Genomic DNA, 17731 nt, shown 5'->3' on the forward strand with positions numbered 1-17731 from the left:
GGAATTACTGGCAGCAATACGACTGCAGAAACTGCAGAATAGCTATTAAAAACACTGGCTGTCTCCACAGGCACCCAATGGGTTGCGTTAGGAAATAGCCAGTGTTTTTAATCAGCCGAATCAGGCTAAATCATCGCAGTAGACGCGTTGGGGCTGGGCTACTGCTTGAGGAGCTTAAGCTGCTTGACGCCGGTGGCAGTGGTAAGGCGCACCAGGTAGAGGCCCGTGGCCTGGTCTTTGGCTTCCCACTGCACGTGCTGGGGCTGGCTGGCTCCGGCGCTACCGGAAGCCAGGTGCTCGACCAGTCGCCCAAGGCCGTCGTACACGTCAAGCGTATAGGTGCCATCTTGGGGCAGCGCAAAATCCAGGCGCACCTCCGTGGCGAAGGGCGAAGGATAACCCTGTAAGAACATGGCCGCCGTGGCGTCGGCTCCCGTGCCTTTGGTGGTTGCCTGGCCATTGGTCAAAGATTGTGCGCCCACGGGTTCAGTGCCGTACACCAGCTGGCCACTGAGGTAAACCGTCATCTGCGGATGCTCGGCCAGTGCGGCGTAGGGGCGGTAAGAATAGTCCTTGGATTGGTCGAAGAATGACCAGCTGGCGTTGTGCATCCGGAAAATGATGTCGCCGGTGCTGCTGTGTGGGGCCAACAGGCCCAGGCTCGCGTCGAAGTTCATCTCTGCATATTTTTCAGTTCCCTGCTGGCCGAGGCTCAGGGTCAGGTTGCTGCGGTTCAGTGTCGCATAGTCCACGTTGCCGACCACGGGCGAGCTGCCATCCGGACTAAACCAGTAGCGTAGGCTGAGGTCCGAATAGGTCACGGGCAGGTTGCCCTCGTTGACGACCTGGGCCAGGGTGGCAATAGTTTGTGTGGTCGTTGCCGCTGCCAGGTTTTGGGCATACGCTTTCAGTTCCGTCACGATGGGCGCTGGGGTCGGCTCCTGGCCCCCTACCAGCGCCCCGTTGCGGTAGACGGTGATGCGCGAAGTGGGGAGGTAGGTGCTGTTCAGGGAGAAAGAGTAGTCATCGGTTTCGTCGAAGCTGGTCCAGTTCTGCTTGTTGATGCTGGTCAGGATGTCGCCCGAGCCCTGACCGGGCTGGAGCAGGCCAGTTGCGGGCAAGAAAGAGTATTCCACGTAGCCAAAAGCGCCTTGCAGAGGGGCGGCCAGCGGCACATAGTGCGCCTGCACGAGAGAGGTGCCCAGCAGCGCCCAGTTCACCGACGCGTTGACCGGGGCAATGTCCTCCACCGTGAGCCAGTAGCGCAACGTTAGCTCCGCCAGCGGCACGGCTGCCGTCCCGTTGTTGACAACCTGCAGGTTGGGCTGCACGCTGTTGTCGGTGGGCAGGGCCGGGTTGCCGTTCTGATAGAGCACCCGAATAATGGCCGAAGCCACCGGCGCATAGACGTTGGTATAGGTCGAAGACGCCGCGTTGCCATTACCGGCTGCGTCCTGCGATAGGTTTGCGGCAATGAGGACGGTGACCGGCCCGGCGGCTGCGGGCACTACCTCAAACGTGTAGCTGTTGCCGCTGCCACTGAAGTTCGTCACCGTGCCATTGGTCACGGTCACGTCGGCGGCCACAAAGCCTACCACCGGTTCGGAGAAGAGCGCCGCTACCGGGATGGGTGAGGTAGTGGTCGGGTTGGTGGCCGGGCTGCTGAGCGTCACGGTCGGTGCGGTCGAGTCCACGGTGAAGACGTTGGTGTTGCTGTTGGCGCTCACGGCCAGGCCGCTGAGCTGGGCCGTGGCCCGCACCGAGTGGCCCCCCTGGCTGAGCGCCGCCGGTTGCAGCAGGCTGAAGCTGCCCCCGGCCGCCGTAGTGGTTCCAACGCTGACACCATTCACATACACCGTTACGGTGCTGCCGGCAGGGGCCGTGCCCGCGTAAGTGGGCGTGGTGTTTTTGAGCAGGCTGTTGTTGGCCGGAAGCAGCAACACCGGGGCGGCGGTAACGCCCTGCGTATAAGTCAGGGTGAACGGTGTCGCCGCCACGTTGCCATCGGCGGTGCTGTTTTGGGCCGCATTAGCCGGCACATTCACTGTCACCATGCCGTTGCCGGTTGGTGTCACAGTGAGCGTGTAGGTGGTGCCGCTGCCGGCAAAGTTGCCGAGTGTGCCATTGGTCAGGGCCACATCGCCGGCCACAAAGCCCGTCACGGCCTGCGAAAAGGTGACCGTCACCGGGAAGGGGGAGGTGCTGGTACTGCCGCCCGAGGCACCCGCCGAGCTGCTGATAACCGCCGTGGGCAGCACGCGGAAGCTAGTGCCGGAAACGACCGTGCCGTTGGTAGTAGTTACCGTAATGGGGCCGGTAGTAGCTCCCGCAGGTACGGGCACGGTGATTTGCGTAGCCGAATTGATGACCACACCGGTGGCAGTCGTGCCGTTGAAGATTACGGTGGCGGGTGCGACGAAATTGGTACCCGTGATAACCACGCTGGTGCCTACCGGCCCGCTGCCCGGCGTGAAATTGGTAATGGTGGGGTAGGGGGGCGCAGGCAGCAGGAAGATGGCCTGGCTATAGCTGTCCAGCAGGACGTTGCTGCTGCTAAGCACATTCACCTGCTGGAAGTCGCCGCAGCCATTTTCCACCTTGATATCGTCGATGTACCACCCTTCGCCGCCCACCGTGACATCGGACTGCATCTGAAACCGCACCCGGATGGACTGCCCACTGAAAGAAGACAGGTTAATCACGCTACGCTGGAAAGCGGCAGCTCCGGAGGCATTAGAGGAAAGGCCTGAGAAACACGGTCTCCCAACGGAGGCCGTAGCGCCGCCGAATATTGTGTTGTACCCGTTTTGCAGGAAGTAGGGGGCCGCGTCCACCCAGGCTCCGTTGTTAACCGAAATGGCCACCATGCCGCCGTCAAAATGGCGCTCGGTGTTGTAGTAGTGGTAAAACGACAGATTGGCAAGGCCCGCCACTGTAAACGGTGCCGAGGTCAGCGTGACGTCGGAGGTTGTGGCGGGGTCGCTGGCTTTCCAGGAATGGGTAGCGCTGTAGGCCCGGGTGGTGCTGGAGGCCCAGCTATTGGCCCCGCTTATCACTGCTGCCGTTAGGCCGCCCGCAGTATTGGCGTCGCGGTCGTCGTTGATGGGAGTCGTAACGGCGCAGCCCTTGCCCGGTGCCGTCCGGGCCTGAATTTGATAGGTGCGCTGCTGCCCCACCACAAAGGCCTGGTTAGCAAACGTAACGGTGCTGCCCGCCAGGATTCCGCCCGTGCTGCTGAGGTATTGCAGGTCGGCCGGCAGCTGGTCGGTGATGTTCACGGGCGGGGTGGGGCACCCGCAGGTGGCCGTGATGGTCAGGTTGAACTGATTGCCCACCAGCGGCGTGGTATTTTTGGTCAGCTTCAGCGTTGGCGTGTCGAAGGCCGGTGTCTGGTCGGCGGCGCTGGTGGAAGCACCCTGGCGGGCACTCACGCCCATGCCGCGCCGGGCGAAGGCACTCCAGATGGCGCAGTGGTACTGCCCGTTGTAGAGCAGGGAGTCGGCCGCCAGAATGGCATCGCGCGCATCCAGGAATCCGGGCTGGCAGGGCTGCATCTTCAGGCCCTGCATCACAAGTTGCAGGGCCACGTTGTTGCCGCCCGTGCTGGCACTGTTGTACAGGTTGGGGCTAATGGCGTTTTGCTGCTGGATAATGCTCCAGGTCATGTCCCAAAGCACAGAGCACCAGACCTCGCCGATATTGTGCACCTCCGTGCTCAGCGCCACGTTGGCGTAGGTGAGCGGGTCGATGCTCATGTTGGTGCTGTAAGGATAGCGCCGAATGCCAGCTCCCGTGGGGTTCTGGCCCAGCACGTAGGTACCAATAGGGCGCGCTGTGGCCCCATCGGTGGTTTGCGCGCTGGCCCAGTTGGTGGTCATCATCAGCCCGAAGTAGTCGCTCCACCCTTCGCCGCCCTGTTCGGCATTGCCGAGGCAGCTGGCGTTGGCCGGGCCGCCCGTGAGCCGGTTGCTGATGCCGTGGCCGTACTCGTGGGTAATCACGCCGCTATCGAAATCGCCGTCCCGGCCGGGGTTCGTCAGCGTAAACAGGTACATCTGCATGCGGCCGCTGCCACCGTCGGGCGGGGTGCTGAAGTTGGCATTGTTTACGCCGAGGCCGTCCTGGGCTTCGGCCTTCACGTAGTCATTGCCGGCCCCGCCCCGGCCAATGTTGTCGGTCTGGAAATTGCCGGCGGCTTCCGTAAAGCCATACTGATACATGACGTCGTGCATCAGGTTGTTCCAGTAAAACAGGTTCACCGTGGCGGCCCGCCGGTTTTTGCCCAGCGTGGGCACCTTCGTAAAGTCGGGTGCATAGTTGAAAATCAAGGAGCTGGCTGTGCCCGTGGAAGTAGCAAAGCGGCCGGGCGCGTTGAGGCGAAGGCTGTCGTCGTACGCCCACACATTGTTGCCACGGGTATCGGTGAAGTTGGTGGTGCCGTTGAAATGCCAGCCGTGGGTAGTGGCGGCATTGCCAGCTCCGACCCGCAGCCACGGGTTGATGTCAAGCTGGGGCGGGGTCACGTCGGGCCGCTCGCCGGCGAAGGGTATCACAATGTAGCGGGACGGCGTCACGGTCAGGGTGCTTGTCGGCGCGGTGGGACGGTGCAACACCTGGCCCTGCGGGTGGGCCACGGTGCGGGGCGCAGCAACGGCTTTGTTCCCGAACGTTTCATTCACCGTCCAGTTGTCCTGGCCCAGCACCTGGCCCGTGGCCGCGTCCACCCGGATGTTCAGCCAGTCGGGCGAGTCCAGCAACTCAATGTTCACGTTCCAGGCAAGGCGCGGCGCACCCTTGTCTGTGGCCCACACCAGGCGGACTTCAATGGGGCGGCGGGCCACTCCGGCCGGAGTGAAACTTTGCAGCCGCTCAACGCCTTGGGCCGGGCTCATAGCATTAGCTTGCTCCCCCGATTTGGCCCCGGTGCTGGTCAGGGCTTTGGCCACGGCGGTGGCGGCCATCACCGTGGTCGTAGCCGGCTGCCCAACAAAAGCCTTGTCAGTTAGGAAAGCCCCTGTGTGATGGCGCAGCGTTCCGGCCTTAAAAACAAGCGTTACCACTTGGTTATAAACCGGAATGCCGGCGTGTAGCTGCTGCGGATAAGTATACAGCAGGCCTGTCGGCTCGGTATGAGCACTGGAGATGCGGAAGTCCGTGACTGGAATGTCGGCCCCGGCCCACTGCTGGCGGGTTTGGGCCGCTAGCTCGGTGGCTTGCCGGTCGGTTTCGGTTTGGGCGTGCGCCGGCAGGGCGGCTGCCAGCAGTAGCACAGCCATGGGGCCGCCTAGCCAGCGACGAAGTGCGGAGAACTGTTTCATAAAGCTTGGTGATTTTGGAAGTAAAGCACTGGAAAACAAATAATTTGCCAGTGAAAAGCTCTTTTGGCTCCATTCATGTGCCAGCGCTCCCTGTGCTGCTATCCTGGATAGAATTCCGGCGCAATAATAAAATATAATATATTATATTTAATATATAATGATGAAATAAAATCTAGGATAAAGTCAAACACCGCTCTTGTGCATGCTTGGGCAAGCTGGATGAGTAAGTAGCTTCTTACTAGCTGCTCCATGCTTTCTACTCTGCCCGAACTCTCAAAGCCTAGGCCGCATCCCGCACATGGTGGAAAGTAACTCAGGTAATTACTTACTCACTGCCGGAAAGCCATTGCCAGGCAACTTTTGCGGAACGTATAAAAGTGGCAACGTTCCCGGCATCGTTTGCGCAGATATAATGGGTGGTTTGCTGGGTATCCTGGTTTATAATCAGCTATTTCAATTCCTGACTTGCTCGCAGGCCTGGTTTAGGATTTCTATAGCTGCCTGCCCTCCCAAAATTCCCACCATGAAAATACGCTTACTCACCGTGCTGGCAGCTGCCAGCCTGACCACCATCTCGGCCTTTGGCCAGGGAGCTCCTTTCGGCCTCTACGGCTATGCCAGCATGACGACCGGCACCACGGGCGGCACCGGCGGCACTTCCATCACGGTAAGCACCGGCACGGCCCTGATGACCGCCATTCGGGCCAACAGCTCAAACGCTCCACTCACCATCTACATCAACGGCACCATCACGCCCGCCAACACGCCCTCGACCTACGACAAGATTGAGATTAAGGACCGCAGCAACATCTCCCTTATCGGGGTGGGCACTAGCGGCGAGCTCAACGGCATCGGCATTTACGTGCGGCGGGCCAGCAACATCATCATCCAGAATCTGAAAGTTCACCACGTGCTGCTGGGCCCGAAAGATGCCATCGGAATCGAAGGTCCCGCCAACCACATTTGGGTGGACCACTGCGAGTTGTACAGCCAGCACCAGGGCGTGGGCAAAGACGACTACGACGGCCTGCTCGACGCCAAAGACGACTGCGAGTACCTCACGTTTTCGTGGAATTACCTGCACGACCACTGGAAAGCCAGCCTGAGCGGCTACACCGAAGCCGACATCTACAACCGCAAAATTACCTACCACCACAACTGGTTCGAAAACATTGAATCGCGCCTGCCGCTGTCGCGCGGCGGCCAGTCGCACGTATTCAATAACTATTACAAAGACATCGTTTCCACGGGCATCAACTCGCGGGTTGGAGCCTGCGTGAAGATTGAGAACAACTACTTCGACAACACCAAAAACCCCTACGTGAGTGCCTACAGCACCGTAATTGGTTACGGTGATATATCGGGTAATTCGTTGAATAACAATACGGTGTTCCAGTATTCCGGCGACACGTTCCCGTTGGGCCCCTGCACGCTGCCCATTCCCTACACCTACGCCAGCGTGCTGACGCCTGCCGCCAACGTGCCCGCCGAAGTGATGGCCGGCGCCGGCGTTGGGCACCTGGGCAGCGCCCTGGCCACGGCCAAGAGCACCGATATCCCCACGGCACAGGCTTATCCCAATCCCACGCACGGCGCCACCGTCTTTGCGTTTTCTCTATCCAAGCCCAGTAGCGTGCAAATCACGCTCTTTAGCATAACGGGCGCCAAAGTGGCCGAAGTGCTGAACGCTCCGCTGCTGCCAGCGGGCCCCCACACAACCACTTATACCAGTGCTGCGCTACGCCCTGGCGTCTACTTCTACGAGGTAAAAACCGCCACCGGCTCCTCCTCGCAAAAGCTGGTCGTGGAATAGCACTTGCTTGCGCCGTCTGTCGTCCTGAGCGCAGCGAAGGACCTTCGCTGTGCTCAGGACGACAGACGGCGCGGGAGGACAAAAACGCGAAAATAGCCGCATAAACAACACCAATTTTACCTTTCCTTTTTCAGAATATGAAACACGTTACTCGCTCGATTTTCGGTGGCCGCCTGCTCATGCTGAGCCTGCTGGCAACCTTTCCCCTCAGCACATTGCGCGCCCAAACGGCTGCCAGCTACACAGCCGCAGCAACGGGCAGCAGCCTGGCTGCCTACAACCTTTTGCAGCCGACTACTACCGCCGCCGTGCGTACGGCCGGCACCGCCGATGAAGGCTACTATAACACCTTGCCGATTGGTTTTACGTTCCGCTTTGTGGGTGCCAACTACACCACGGTTTCGGCATCCACCAACGGCTGGCTGACGCTGGGCCAAAGCATTACCGCTGCCACCCCCACCAACAGCCTGGCTACGGGCACGCCCCGGCCCATTATTGCCCCGCTGTGGGATGACATCAGCTTTGGCACGGCTGCCACACCAGCCGACCCCGCCCTCGATGGTGACTTCTTTTACCAAACCACCGGCGTGGCCGGCAGCCGCATTTTTACGGCCGAGTGGCGCAATGTGCGCTGGACGCCTGCCGCGGCCGGGCCCGTGACGTCGGTTATGGTGCGCCTGTTTGAAGGTACCAACGTGGTGCAGTTCCAGTACGCAGCCGGAACCAGCGGCGCGTCGGGCAGCACCCGGAGTGCTTCGGTGGGCCTCGCCGGGGCCGCCGGTGATTACCTGGCGGCTTCCGACCTTTCGGCCACAGCCACATTCAGTTCCACCACGGAAGCCTCCATTGGGAGCCGGGCCACCAGCGGCCGCATCTTCACATTCACGCCTCCCGGTACTCCCTCTGCCACCCGCGGCAGCGTAGCCAAAGAGGGATTGCAACTGGCACCTAATCCTGCTCAGGGCCAGGTGCAGGTGCTTGGGGCCGAGCCCGGGGCGGTAGTATCGGTGTTTGACCTGCAAGGCCGTCTGGCTCGCCGGTATTCGGCCGCATCAACCCTCGACTTGCGCGGCCTGGCCCCGGGCATGTACGTGCTGGCCGCCCAGGTAGCCGGCCTGCCCGCCCGCACGGCCCGCTTGGCAATAGAGTAGAGCAGTTGTCTGCCCCGGTCCCACGGCAAGGTCGTCCGACCGGTTGTTGTTGCACAGCACCTGCGGCTCCTCGCAAGTCAGCCTATCTGCAAAAGCCCCACTGGTATGCCAGTGGGGCTTTCGTTTTATAGATTATTGATTGAGCAGCAGTTGCAACAAATGCGGAGTAATCCAGTAAAACCGGAAGCTCGGCTCTCCGCCGCGTTGCTGATTCTATCCCTGTTCAATCTTATGTCCTCTCTCCACTATATTTTGCCAGCTGGTCTGGTGCTGCTAACGGCCTGCGGTGGCCCCGACAAGCAGGAAAAACAAGAAGCCCAGGCCAACACCCCCGCCCAAACCGTGGAAACGCCCGTGGCCGATTCGGTGCACCTGCCCGCACCTTACGCAACGGAATCCACTACCAAGCGGGTCAACATCATCGACTGGCCGGCGGGCAAAACGCCCACTGCACCCGCCGGCTTCACCGTAACCGAGTTTGCCGGCCAGCTGCAGAGTCCGCGTTGGATATACGTGGCCCCTAATGGCGACGTACTGGTAGCCGAGGCCGCCACCTTGCCCAAGGGGGCGAAGAAAGCCGTCGCTGCAGCCCTGAAGCTTGACAAGTCCCGGGCCTTGCAAGCCACCAGCGCCAACCGCATTACCCTGTTTCGGGATGCCGATAAGGACGGCAAGCCGGAAGTGCGCAGCGCCTTCCTGGCCAACCTCGACCAGCCGTTTGGGATGCTGGTGATTGGCAATAATTTTTACGTTGCCAATACCAACGGCGTGCTGCGTTTCCCATACCAGGCGGGGGCTACCAAAATCACCGGCTCGGGCCAGCGCATCCTCGACCTGCCCGAAGGCGGCTACAACAATCACTGGACCCGCAACCTACTCGGCAACGCCGACGGTTCTAAAATCTACGTGACAGTGGGCTCGGGCTCAAACGTGCAGGAGCACGGCGCGGAGAACGAAGTGCGCCGCGCCAACATCCTGCAAATCAACCCGGACGGCACCGGTGAGAAAGTCTACGCCAGCGGCTTGCGCAATCCCATCGGCCTGGCCTGGCAGCCCGGTACCACCACGCTCTGGGCCGCCGTGAACGAGCGCGACGAGCTGGGCGATGAGCTGGTGCCCGACTACCTGACCAGCGTGAAAGAAGGCGGCTTCTACGGCTGGCCCTACTCGTACTACGGCCAGAACGAAGACCCCCGCCGCAAAAACGAGCGCCCCGACCTCGTGAAAAAAGCCATTGTGCCCGACGTGCCACTCGGCGCCCACGTTGCCGCCCTCGGCCTCAGCTTCTACGATAAAGCCGCCTTCCCCGCCAAGTACCACAACGGCGCCTTCATCGGCGAGCATGGCTCCTGGAACCGCTCCAGCTACTCCGGCTACAAAGTATCTTTTGTACCCTTTCAGAACGGCAAGCCCGGCAAGCCGGAGGATTTTCTCACCGGCTTCCTGGTTGGTAATGGCTCGGAAGATGCCTACGGCCGCCCGGTGGGTGTCGTCACCTTACCCGACGGCTCCATCTTGGTAGCGGATGATGCCGGTAACAAAATCTGGCGCGTGAGCGCAACCGGCACCCCTAGTGGAGGTGCCAGCAAAACCAGTCGCTAGCTGAAGAAACATCGGGCAGAATAGTAGCCACGCTGGCAGTCTAGAATTATCATACCAGAGCCGCGTAGCGGTGACAGAAACCCAACAGTTTCTGTCACCGCTACGCGGCTTTTTTTCTTTAGCCACTTATTTTTAGAAGTCTGTCGTTGAGCGGGCCACCGTTTTGGGGTTGTTTGTTGTGCAGTTCCGAAGCTGCCGCCGGCCTGTTTTCTATATACCCCCGATACCCCAGGCAATGCCTGAGCAGTTATTTGGCTCAATAGCACAGCACCCCGAAGCCATGCTTCAGCCTGCTTGGGAATCGCTAATTAAGCCGATGCATGGCTTTGGAATAATCGTGCTGCCGCCTGCTGCTGATGCAAACGGCTGCTAAGAAGCGCGGCAATTAGGGCCTTATAAGATTCGGGCATTTGTCGGATTTTTTCTTGTTTCTCAACCGGGCTAAAGCCGAACCTTCAGCCGAACGTAGCGGGGTCGGTTGCACCATAAGCAGGGTTGGGTCTTGTGACGGAAGAGTAATAAGGAATTGAAAAAGCGCTTTCTAAAGCGTCTGGTGGGGTATTCGATGATAGGAATTGCCGCAATACTGCCAATACATTTGAGCAGTTCGCAGCCCGGCAAACGGTGCTGGTATCGGGTTTAGGCCCCGCTCTGCTATTCAAAATTTCGGGATGCCAGCCTTGCTGGCCTGACTACTTCCTGCCGGGGTAGAGCGGCGTGCACCCTGCCTTGCGGGAGCTGGTTCCGAGCAGCTCAGAGCGAGGGAAAATCCGTCCCCGGCCCGCTGCCACCAGCTGCGGATTTTTAACAATCACCTATTTTTTCACTATCCCCCACACGTACCCGTGAAAGAAACTTCCTTACCCAAAAACCGCTGCCGGACGTTCCTGAAAAGCGTCGTAGCAGTTAAGCGCAAACTTGCCAGGACGGTGCTGGCTGGCCTGGCAGTAGCGGCCGCCGTGAGCACAAGCAGCTCGGGACAAGGCCTGAGCCCGTACGTGTTTGGTATCAACTACACGCAACGGAATCTGGACGCCACTAAAGTGAACGACCTCAAGTCGGCAAATCTTACCATCATTCGTCTGGGTGGTAACGAACGAAATAATTCCTCCAGGTTTCGGGACAAAACGTACTGGAATACCGACATCGAGTATGTGAAATACACGCTCGACGCCGAGCCCATCATTCAGCTACCCATCGCACTGACTGCTGCCCAAGCCGCCGAGTGGGTGACCTATTTCAACGTCACCAAAGGCTATAATATCAAGTTCTGGAGCATTGGCAATGAACCCGAGCCTGGTGGCAACCCCCAGGATGACTTCATCCAGAATTGGATTAATGGTACAAACTTTAACCAGGCACCCGATAACAATTTTGACTACAATGGCTGGGAGGCCCGTTGGATTACCATCGCCAACGCCATTAAAAATACTGATAATGATGCCAAAGTTTTTGGCCCGGAATTTCGGTGTTTTTACCCTGGAGCTATCTCCCGGGAGTATGCAAAGTTTATTACCAACGTCGGTAGCCGGTCGGTAACCAATAATTCAGCCCTGCCCTTGCTGGACATATTTGCCTTTCACTATTATCCGACAAGCTTTAAAACTGAAAGCGAGCTGAAACGCAGTTTCGACAGCGTGCAGAGCAAGATTAATGCTGCAAATAACAGCCGTCCGTCGTCGTGGAGCAGACTGCGTATGGGCGTGACGGAATTTAATGGCGAAAAAACGGGCAATTTGCTGCCTTGGGATTTTAGTGCCGGACAATTTGTGTCACTGATGACCAAGCTTGCTATTGCCAATGATGCTTTCTGCCTCACCCCTTGGAGCGTGTACGAAAGCGGTGGGCAAAAAGCAGGGTTTAGTGACTTTTCATTCTACAATACCGCAGGCACACGGCGTTCGACGATGCACCATTATGCATTTCTCAGCCAAAACATGCGCGCTAACTACATGCCGCCAACCCAGTCCGGCTATGCCGACGAAATTATGGCACTGGGCATGCGCGAATCGGGTACTGCCAACGCCGGCTATACCATTATGCTGATGAACAGGAATGCGAATTCGCTGACCTATAACATCTCGCTGACTGGTAATTACCAGGGTACGACGACCAGCGACGTTCAGATAAAGTTCTCGGGGTATTCCGGGGTTTCGGGCACCGCCCTGACGGGAACCATCCCCACAAAAACCACCATTATGTACCGTCTTAATTCATCCGGGGGGCTTGTCTCGAAGAAAACGTATGACCAGACAGATGCCTCTCCGGCTCGCCCGGCGCTGGCCAGTGCTCCCGATATTGCCGCCACTTCGGAAGTGCTGGCCGTGTACCCCAACCCCGTAACGGGCAGCTTCTTGCTGAATGGCCTAGTTGAGCCCGGCGATATTACGGTGCGCAATTCCCTCGGCAAGGTGTTGCTGCGCCAGCATGTGAAAGCCAATGAGCGCGTCGACATCAGCCGCCTACCAGCCGGGTTGTACCTGCTCACCATTGGGACCACTCAAGGAGAAGTAGTGCAGAAAATTGTGAAAGAATAGTGCCTGTACCGGCTGACAGGGGTGCCCGGGTGAGGCAGGTCCCATAGGTTTGGCTGGCAGCGGGCGGCGGCAAGGGGAAGGGCGAGCGCAGCTCGGCCTTCCCCTTGTTTTTTGGGCTTCCGGCCGGATGGCTCCACTGGGTTGGTCCGGTGCCGCGTGCCCGGTGCAGTAAATCTGCCCGTGCTCAACAATTCGTACAGGTAGCCTACCATATGCCTGATTCACCAATGCCAAGCTTTCTACAGGTATTCCGGTCGGTCTTGTTCCTGCTGTTGCTGTTTGGGCTGGGGCACGGCCGCGCAAAGGCAGGCGGACCGGTGCGACTGTGCGCCAAAACACAGTGCGTGATGCTGGACACGGCCTGCTTCCAAGTACTGGCCGATGCTTCTGGCCAGCTGACGTTGGCCCAGGTGCAGCAGCCGGCCATAGCGGCCCGGTTTGGAATAGTGCCCGAGCAGCCGTATACCATGCGCCACCCCGGCACGGTATACTGGTTGCGGTTTCGGGTGTGCAACCAAGACTCCACCCAGCGCCAGTGGGTGATGGAGCTTTTCGATTCGCACGTGACCCACGTGACGTGGTACCGGCCCGGTCCCAACGGCCAATGCGACAGTGTGGTAACCGGAGCGGGCCATCCCTACGCCACCCGCTTATACCAGTACCGCGACTTTATTTTTCCGCTGCGCGCTATCCCAGCCGCCGGGCAGACCTATTACCTGAAGCTGCGTTCCGTTTCCAGAACCAGTCTTCGAGGCATTCTTTGGAACGAGCAGTCGCTGCTGGTCCACCTGCGCAACGACGCCACCTGGCTGGGGGTTTTCTACGGCATCCTTGGCATCATCCTGCTCTATAACCTGTGCCTGTTTGCGTTTGTCCGGGAAAGCACCTACCTCTACTACGTGCTGTACGTGCTCAGTTGCGCGCTGCTGTTCCTGACCGAGGATGGCCTGGGCTTCCAATTTTTGTGGCCCAACTGCCCGCGCTTCAACCTGTTGGCCAACTGCTGCGCGCCGGTGCTGCTGCTGTTGCAATTTGCGCTGTACTCGCGCCGCTTCCTGGACACCGCCCTGCACCTGCCGCGCTTCGATGCCTGGCTGAAAGGCTTGGCCGTGGGCAGCGCCGGGCTCATTCTGCTGGATGTGCTGCTGCTAAAAACCGGCCAAAGCTATTGGGTGTATGGCCTGCCCTACGGGGCTTTCTATGTAGCCGCGGCGGTCCTGTTCAGGCGGGGCTCGCGGCCGGCCCGGTTTTACCTGGCAGCCAATATGGTGGTGGCTCTTAGCGTTATATTTCTCATTGCCCGTAAGCTGGGAATCGAGCTGCTCAGTGAGCACCCCATGACGGTGTACAGCCTGAACATTGCCTTCGTGCTGGAAGTCGTGGTGCTGTCGTACGCCCTGGCCGAAAAAATCCGGGGCATTAAATGCGAAACGTTGCATACGCAGCAGGAACTGCTGAAGCAGCTGCGCAAAAAACAGCGGGCTCAGGAACTGCTCGTGGCCCAATTGCAGCAAAACCAGGAGCTGAAAGATACCCTCAACACCGAGCTGGAAAGCCAAGTGCTGCGCCGCACCACCGAGCTGCAGCAGCAGTCCCAAACCATTGCCCTGCGCAACCAGGAACTGTCGGAAGCCAACACCCTGCTCAACTCCCAGGCCCGCACCATCGAGCAGCTCAACCAGGAGCTCAAGCGCGACCTGCAGCAAACCCAGGAAGCCCGGGTGTTGAGCAAGCTGGTCAATTTCGAAGACTTCAGCCGCATTTACCCCAACCGCGACGCCTGCCTGCGCTACCTGGCCGAGCTGAAGTGGCAGCGCGGTTTTCGCTGCCGCAAGTGCGGGCACGAGAAAAGCTGCGACGCCCGAGAGCCCCACGCCCAGCGCTGCACCCGTTGCGGCTACCTGGAATCAGCCACGGCCTACACGCTGCTGCACCGCTGCAAGTTCGATATTGTGAAGGCCTTGTATTCGGTGCTGCTGGTGCACACCCACCAAGGCGAGTATTCCTCACTGGCCCTCTCGCAGGTGCTGGAGCTGCGCCGGGCCACCTGCCACAACTTCATTCAAAAGGTGCACGCCGCGATGCAGATGCGCCAGCAGTCCGCTGATTACGATAAGACCGAGAGCTGGACGCACGTACTGCTTGAGGAGTACCAACCAATTGAAAACGACCAAAGCATCCCCGGTTCGGCTGAGGTGCCGGGCAGCTATGCCTAGCTTCTAGGAAAGCGCTTGCGGGGCAGGCGAGCCACCCGTACCAGCCGGCCGGGTGCGGTCGTCGGGCAGCGGTACAAACTCGGCGTTGTCGTTGGGTGGCAGAACAATGCGGCCGGCTTTCCAGTCGGCTTTGGCTTGCTCAATGCGCTCGCGACGCGACGATACAAAGTTCCACCAGATGAACCGCTCGCCCAGTGGCTCGCCGCCCAGCAGCATGAGTGTGCTGGGCTCGCGGGCCACCAGCACCGGGTCGAGGCCGGGCGTAAACACCAGCAGCTGGCCCGGCGTGTACACGCGGCCATTTACTTCCACGCTGCCCTTGGCCACGTAAGCGCCGCGCTCGGGGTAGCCGCGGGGCAGGCCAAAGCGGGCCCCTGCCTGCAGCGCAACGTGCAGGTAAAACAGCGGCGAATGGGTCTTGACGTCGTTTTTTAACCCGAAGGCATCACCGGCAATCAGCCGCATCCACACGCCGGTATCGGTGAAAATGGGGAGTTGCTGGGGTTGGTAGTTGGCGAAGGTAGGCGCTTGCTCCTCGTTGGCCTCGGGCAGGGCCACCCAAGTTTGAATCATTTCCAGCGCCCCACCGGCCAGCGCGGCCGGGTCCTCAAACCGCTCGGAATGGGCAATGCCGGAGCCGGCCGTCATCCAGTTCACCTCGCCAGGCCGGATGATTTGCTCCACGCCCAGGCTGTCGCGGTGCGTCACCTGCCCGCCAAACAGGTAGCTCACCGTGCTCAGGCCAATGTGCGGGTGCGGCAGCACATCCAGGCTGGACATTTGGGCGGGCGGCGTATTCACCGGCCCGGCATGGTCCATAAAAATAAACGGACCCAGCATGCGCCGTAGTCGGTAGGGGAGGATGCGCTTCACCGCAAAGCCCGGCATAATGGCGGCGGGGCGGGCATCAATAATCAGGTCGAGCATGGCGGAAAATTAGCGAAGCGGCGCGGTAAATGCCGGTTATCTTACTTCACTACTTCAAACCAGCCCTTGTAGCGGGTGCCATCGGCTAGCTGGCAGAGGTAGTAGAAGATGCCCGGCCCCAGGCCCTCGCCGCCGTACGTGTTGTGATAATCATCTGAATGATACATCCGGCGGCCCCAGCGGTTGAAAACGGTCAGGCTGGTGTTGGGGTAGCGTTCCAGATTCTCAATGGTGAACACATCGTTCTGTCCATCGCCATTAGGCGTGATGACGTTGTAGAAATACAGACAGCGGTTGTCGAGGCTGACGCGCAGCGTGGTAGGGCAGGGGAGCGCCGGGTCGGCAACGAGCAGCGTAGCCGTGCTGCCCTCCGGAATGTCAACCACGGCGGTGTTGGTGCCCTGACCTTCCACCAGCGTGCCATCGGTCACAGTCCACTGGTAGGCGGCAGCAGGGCCTGCTACCGTGTAGCGCAGGCCGGTACTGGCCTTGCGGCAATACACGAGGGGGCCGGTTACTACAGGCCCGGGCTGTACTTCCACGGTACGCACCACCGAGTCGGTGGGGCAGCCGGAGGCAAACAGGCCGCGCACCGCCACCGTGCGGGTCCCGGCGCTGGTCCACTGCACCTGCACCGAAGTTCCGTTAGCCGGGCCCAGCACCTGCCCGCCCTGCACCGTCCACCGGAAGCCGGTGTAGCGCGGGTTAGCTAGTGTGGTGTAAGTGGCCGTGCGCCCAAGGCAGAGCACCGAATCGCCTCGAATTCGGGCCGGAGCGCCCGGTTTGGTGACGGTGATGCGGAACACGCCGGCAATGCTCTTTTGATTGCAGGCCTGGTCGGTGACGGTTACGATGACATCGTAGGGCGAAGGGCGCGCCAGTCCGCAGCCCGCTTGCAGCCGGAACGCCCCAGTTACCGAGCCGGTGCCGTTGGCCTGCACGCTGCCCACGGCAGCGGAACCCGCCCCCGATAGCCCATTCACGGTGGCGTCGACGCGGCCGGGGCCATCGAGCAGGGCGCTGCCCACGGTCATGGTCAGGGGCTGCGCATCGGGGTCGGTGGCCGTGATGTTGAAGGCCAGTGCTTGTCCTTCTTCCAGCTGAAAATCGCGGCGGGCCAGGGTGGCGGCCGTGAAGGCCGGCGGATTATTCGGGCCGCCGGAGCAAACCCGCACCACAACCTGAATATCGCGCCGAAGCGTGCCCAGCAGGATTTCGCGGCCATTAACGGTACGAAATTCCTGTACATCAATAGCCAGCAAGAAGGTGCCCTGGCTGCGGGCCACATAGCGGGCCAGGCCGGTACGGGCATCAATGGCCGCATAGCCCGTGGGGCCGAAGGGCTGCTGCGAATTGTAGCTGTTTACATAATTCACGGGCAAGTTCACAGCGGCCCCGTTGGGCGTGCCGAACCGGTAGCTGAGGCGGTCGCCGTCGGCGTCATAAGCATTGTTGAGCACCGAAACGGTGTCGCCGAGGCAGATAACGGCGATGGCATCGTCGGAGAAAATCGGCGAAGTATTGGGCAGCGTCCCGGGCGGCATACTCACCGACAGCGTCATGGTTTCGTTGCCGGAGTTGGTAAGGTTGGCAATGCCAGCATTGCGGTTGCCCAGGCTGAACTCCGTTCGGTAGCCCTCGTTCACGGCTGGCAGGCTGACGGTGGCGTTGTAGATGGCCAGCGTCACGCGGGGCACCAGCACCGGGCAGCCGGGCACAGCGGCTGGAGTAATCTCTGAAAATGAGGCGCGGGGCACCATCTGTTGCAGCAGCCGGCCCCCGCCAGCAGCTTGGCTGAACACCGCAATGGTGATATCCGTGACCCCATCGGGAAAGCGCGAATCGGTTTCTTTATTGAAGTACACCCGGGCCGTAATGCGGTAGCGAAATGGCGTGGCCGTGCTGCCGCTGGCATCGAGGTACTGATAGGTTAGCTCGCCCCCCACCAAATGAGTAGCCGCGGCTGGTATCAGCCCTGCCCAAAGCCAAAGAAAGGCCAGTAAAAAGCCAGTGCGGAATAGAAGTATGGGCATGAGCGAGGTGGGAATCAGGATGAGTATTCAAGTTACTGACTCGGTATACAATTTGCTCACTCACTGATGCTTTTTGGTCGGGCCCGGGTTCATGGACTGCCCTTTGGCAGGCGCTGTCACACCCAGTATATAAT

8 protein-coding genes are annotated in these 17731 nt (G+C 60.0%); 5 read left to right on the top strand and 3 right to left on the bottom strand.

Features of this window, described 5'->3' with window-relative positions; genetic code table 11:
• Positions 1-158 precede the first annotated feature (158 nt).
• Entirely contained in the window at positions 159-5318 is a 5160-nt protein-coding gene (locus J4E00_RS22700) for a M36 family metallopeptidase (RefSeq protein ID WP_208177570.1), read from the bottom strand.
• Positions 5319-5841: 523 nt separating this feature from the next.
• Here J4E00_RS22700 and J4E00_RS22705 point away from each other — a divergent pair.
• The 5 genes from J4E00_RS22705 to J4E00_RS22725 all read left to right on the top strand — a co-directional run bounded on the left by J4E00_RS22705 (position 5842) and on the right by J4E00_RS22725 (position 14637).
• Positions 5842-7131, top strand: a complete 1290-nt coding sequence (locus J4E00_RS22705) for a T9SS type A sorting domain-containing protein (protein WP_208177571.1) — start codon at positions 5842-5844, stop codon at positions 7129-7131.
• A gap of 137 nt (positions 7132-7268) precedes the next feature.
• Positions 7269-8282: a T9SS type A sorting domain-containing protein gene (locus J4E00_RS22710; RefSeq protein WP_208177572.1), complete on the top strand. Its 1014-nt coding sequence runs from the start codon at positions 7269-7271 to the stop codon at positions 8280-8282.
• A 231-nt stretch (positions 8283-8513) separates the two neighbouring features.
• Positions 8514-9884 carry a PQQ-dependent sugar dehydrogenase gene (locus J4E00_RS22715; RefSeq protein WP_208177573.1) on the top strand — a complete coding sequence of 457 codons (1371 nt, stop codon included), beginning with the start codon at positions 8514-8516 and terminating at the stop codon, positions 9882-9884.
• A gap of 845 nt (positions 9885-10729) precedes the next feature.
• Positions 10730-12421, top strand: a complete 1692-nt coding sequence (locus tag J4E00_RS30075) for a T9SS type A sorting domain-containing protein (protein ID WP_208177574.1) — start codon at positions 10730-10732, stop codon at positions 12419-12421.
• Between the two features lie 227 nt (positions 12422-12648).
• Positions 12649-14637 (top strand): 7TM diverse intracellular signaling domain-containing protein, encoded by a 1989-nt coding sequence (locus J4E00_RS22725; protein ID WP_208177575.1) that lies wholly within the window; start codon positions 12649-12651, stop codon positions 14635-14637.
• A gap of 3 nt (positions 14638-14640) precedes the next feature.
• Here J4E00_RS22725 and J4E00_RS22730 read toward each other — a convergent pair whose 3' ends face one another.
• Positions 14641-15564, bottom strand: a complete 924-nt coding sequence (locus J4E00_RS22730) for a pirin family protein (protein WP_208177576.1) — start codon at positions 15562-15564, stop codon at positions 14641-14643.
• A 41-nt stretch (positions 15565-15605) separates the two neighbouring features.
• A complete protein-coding gene (locus J4E00_RS22735; protein ID WP_208177577.1) occupies positions 15606-17597 on the bottom strand; it encodes a gliding motility-associated C-terminal domain-containing protein in 1992 nt (663 codons plus the stop codon).
• Positions 17598-17731 lie beyond the last annotated feature (134 nt).

Source organism: Hymenobacter negativus, from assembly GCF_017571495.1.
In the GTDB taxonomy this organism is placed as follows: Bacteria; Bacteroidota; Bacteroidia; order Cytophagales; family Hymenobacteraceae; genus Hymenobacter; species Hymenobacter negativus.

What these genes read in the sequence shown, in the direction of transcription:
- J4E00_RS22700 (WP_208177570.1), bottom strand. Translation starts at nt 5,318, where the DNA reads ATGAAACAGTTCTCCGCACTTCGTCGCTGGCTAGGCGGCCCCATGGCT.
- J4E00_RS22705 (WP_208177571.1), top strand. Translation starts at nt 5,842, where the DNA reads ATGAAAATACGCTTACTCACCGTGCTGGCAGCTGCCAGCCTGACCACC.
- J4E00_RS22710 (WP_208177572.1), top strand. Translation starts at nt 7,269, where the DNA reads ATGAAACACGTTACTCGCTCGATTTTCGGTGGCCGCCTGCTCATGCTG.
- J4E00_RS22715 (WP_208177573.1), top strand. Translation starts at nt 8,514, where the DNA reads ATGTCCTCTCTCCACTATATTTTGCCAGCTGGTCTGGTGCTGCTAACG.
- J4E00_RS22725 (WP_208177575.1), top strand. Translation starts at nt 12,649, where the DNA reads ATGCCAAGCTTTCTACAGGTATTCCGGTCGGTCTTGTTCCTGCTGTTG.
- J4E00_RS22730 (WP_208177576.1), bottom strand. Translation starts at nt 15,564, where the DNA reads ATGCTCGACCTGATTATTGATGCCCGCCCCGCCGCCATTATGCCGGGC.
- J4E00_RS22735 (WP_208177577.1), bottom strand. Translation starts at nt 17,597, where the DNA reads ATGCCCATACTTCTATTCCGCACTGGCTTTTTACTGGCCTTTCTTTGG.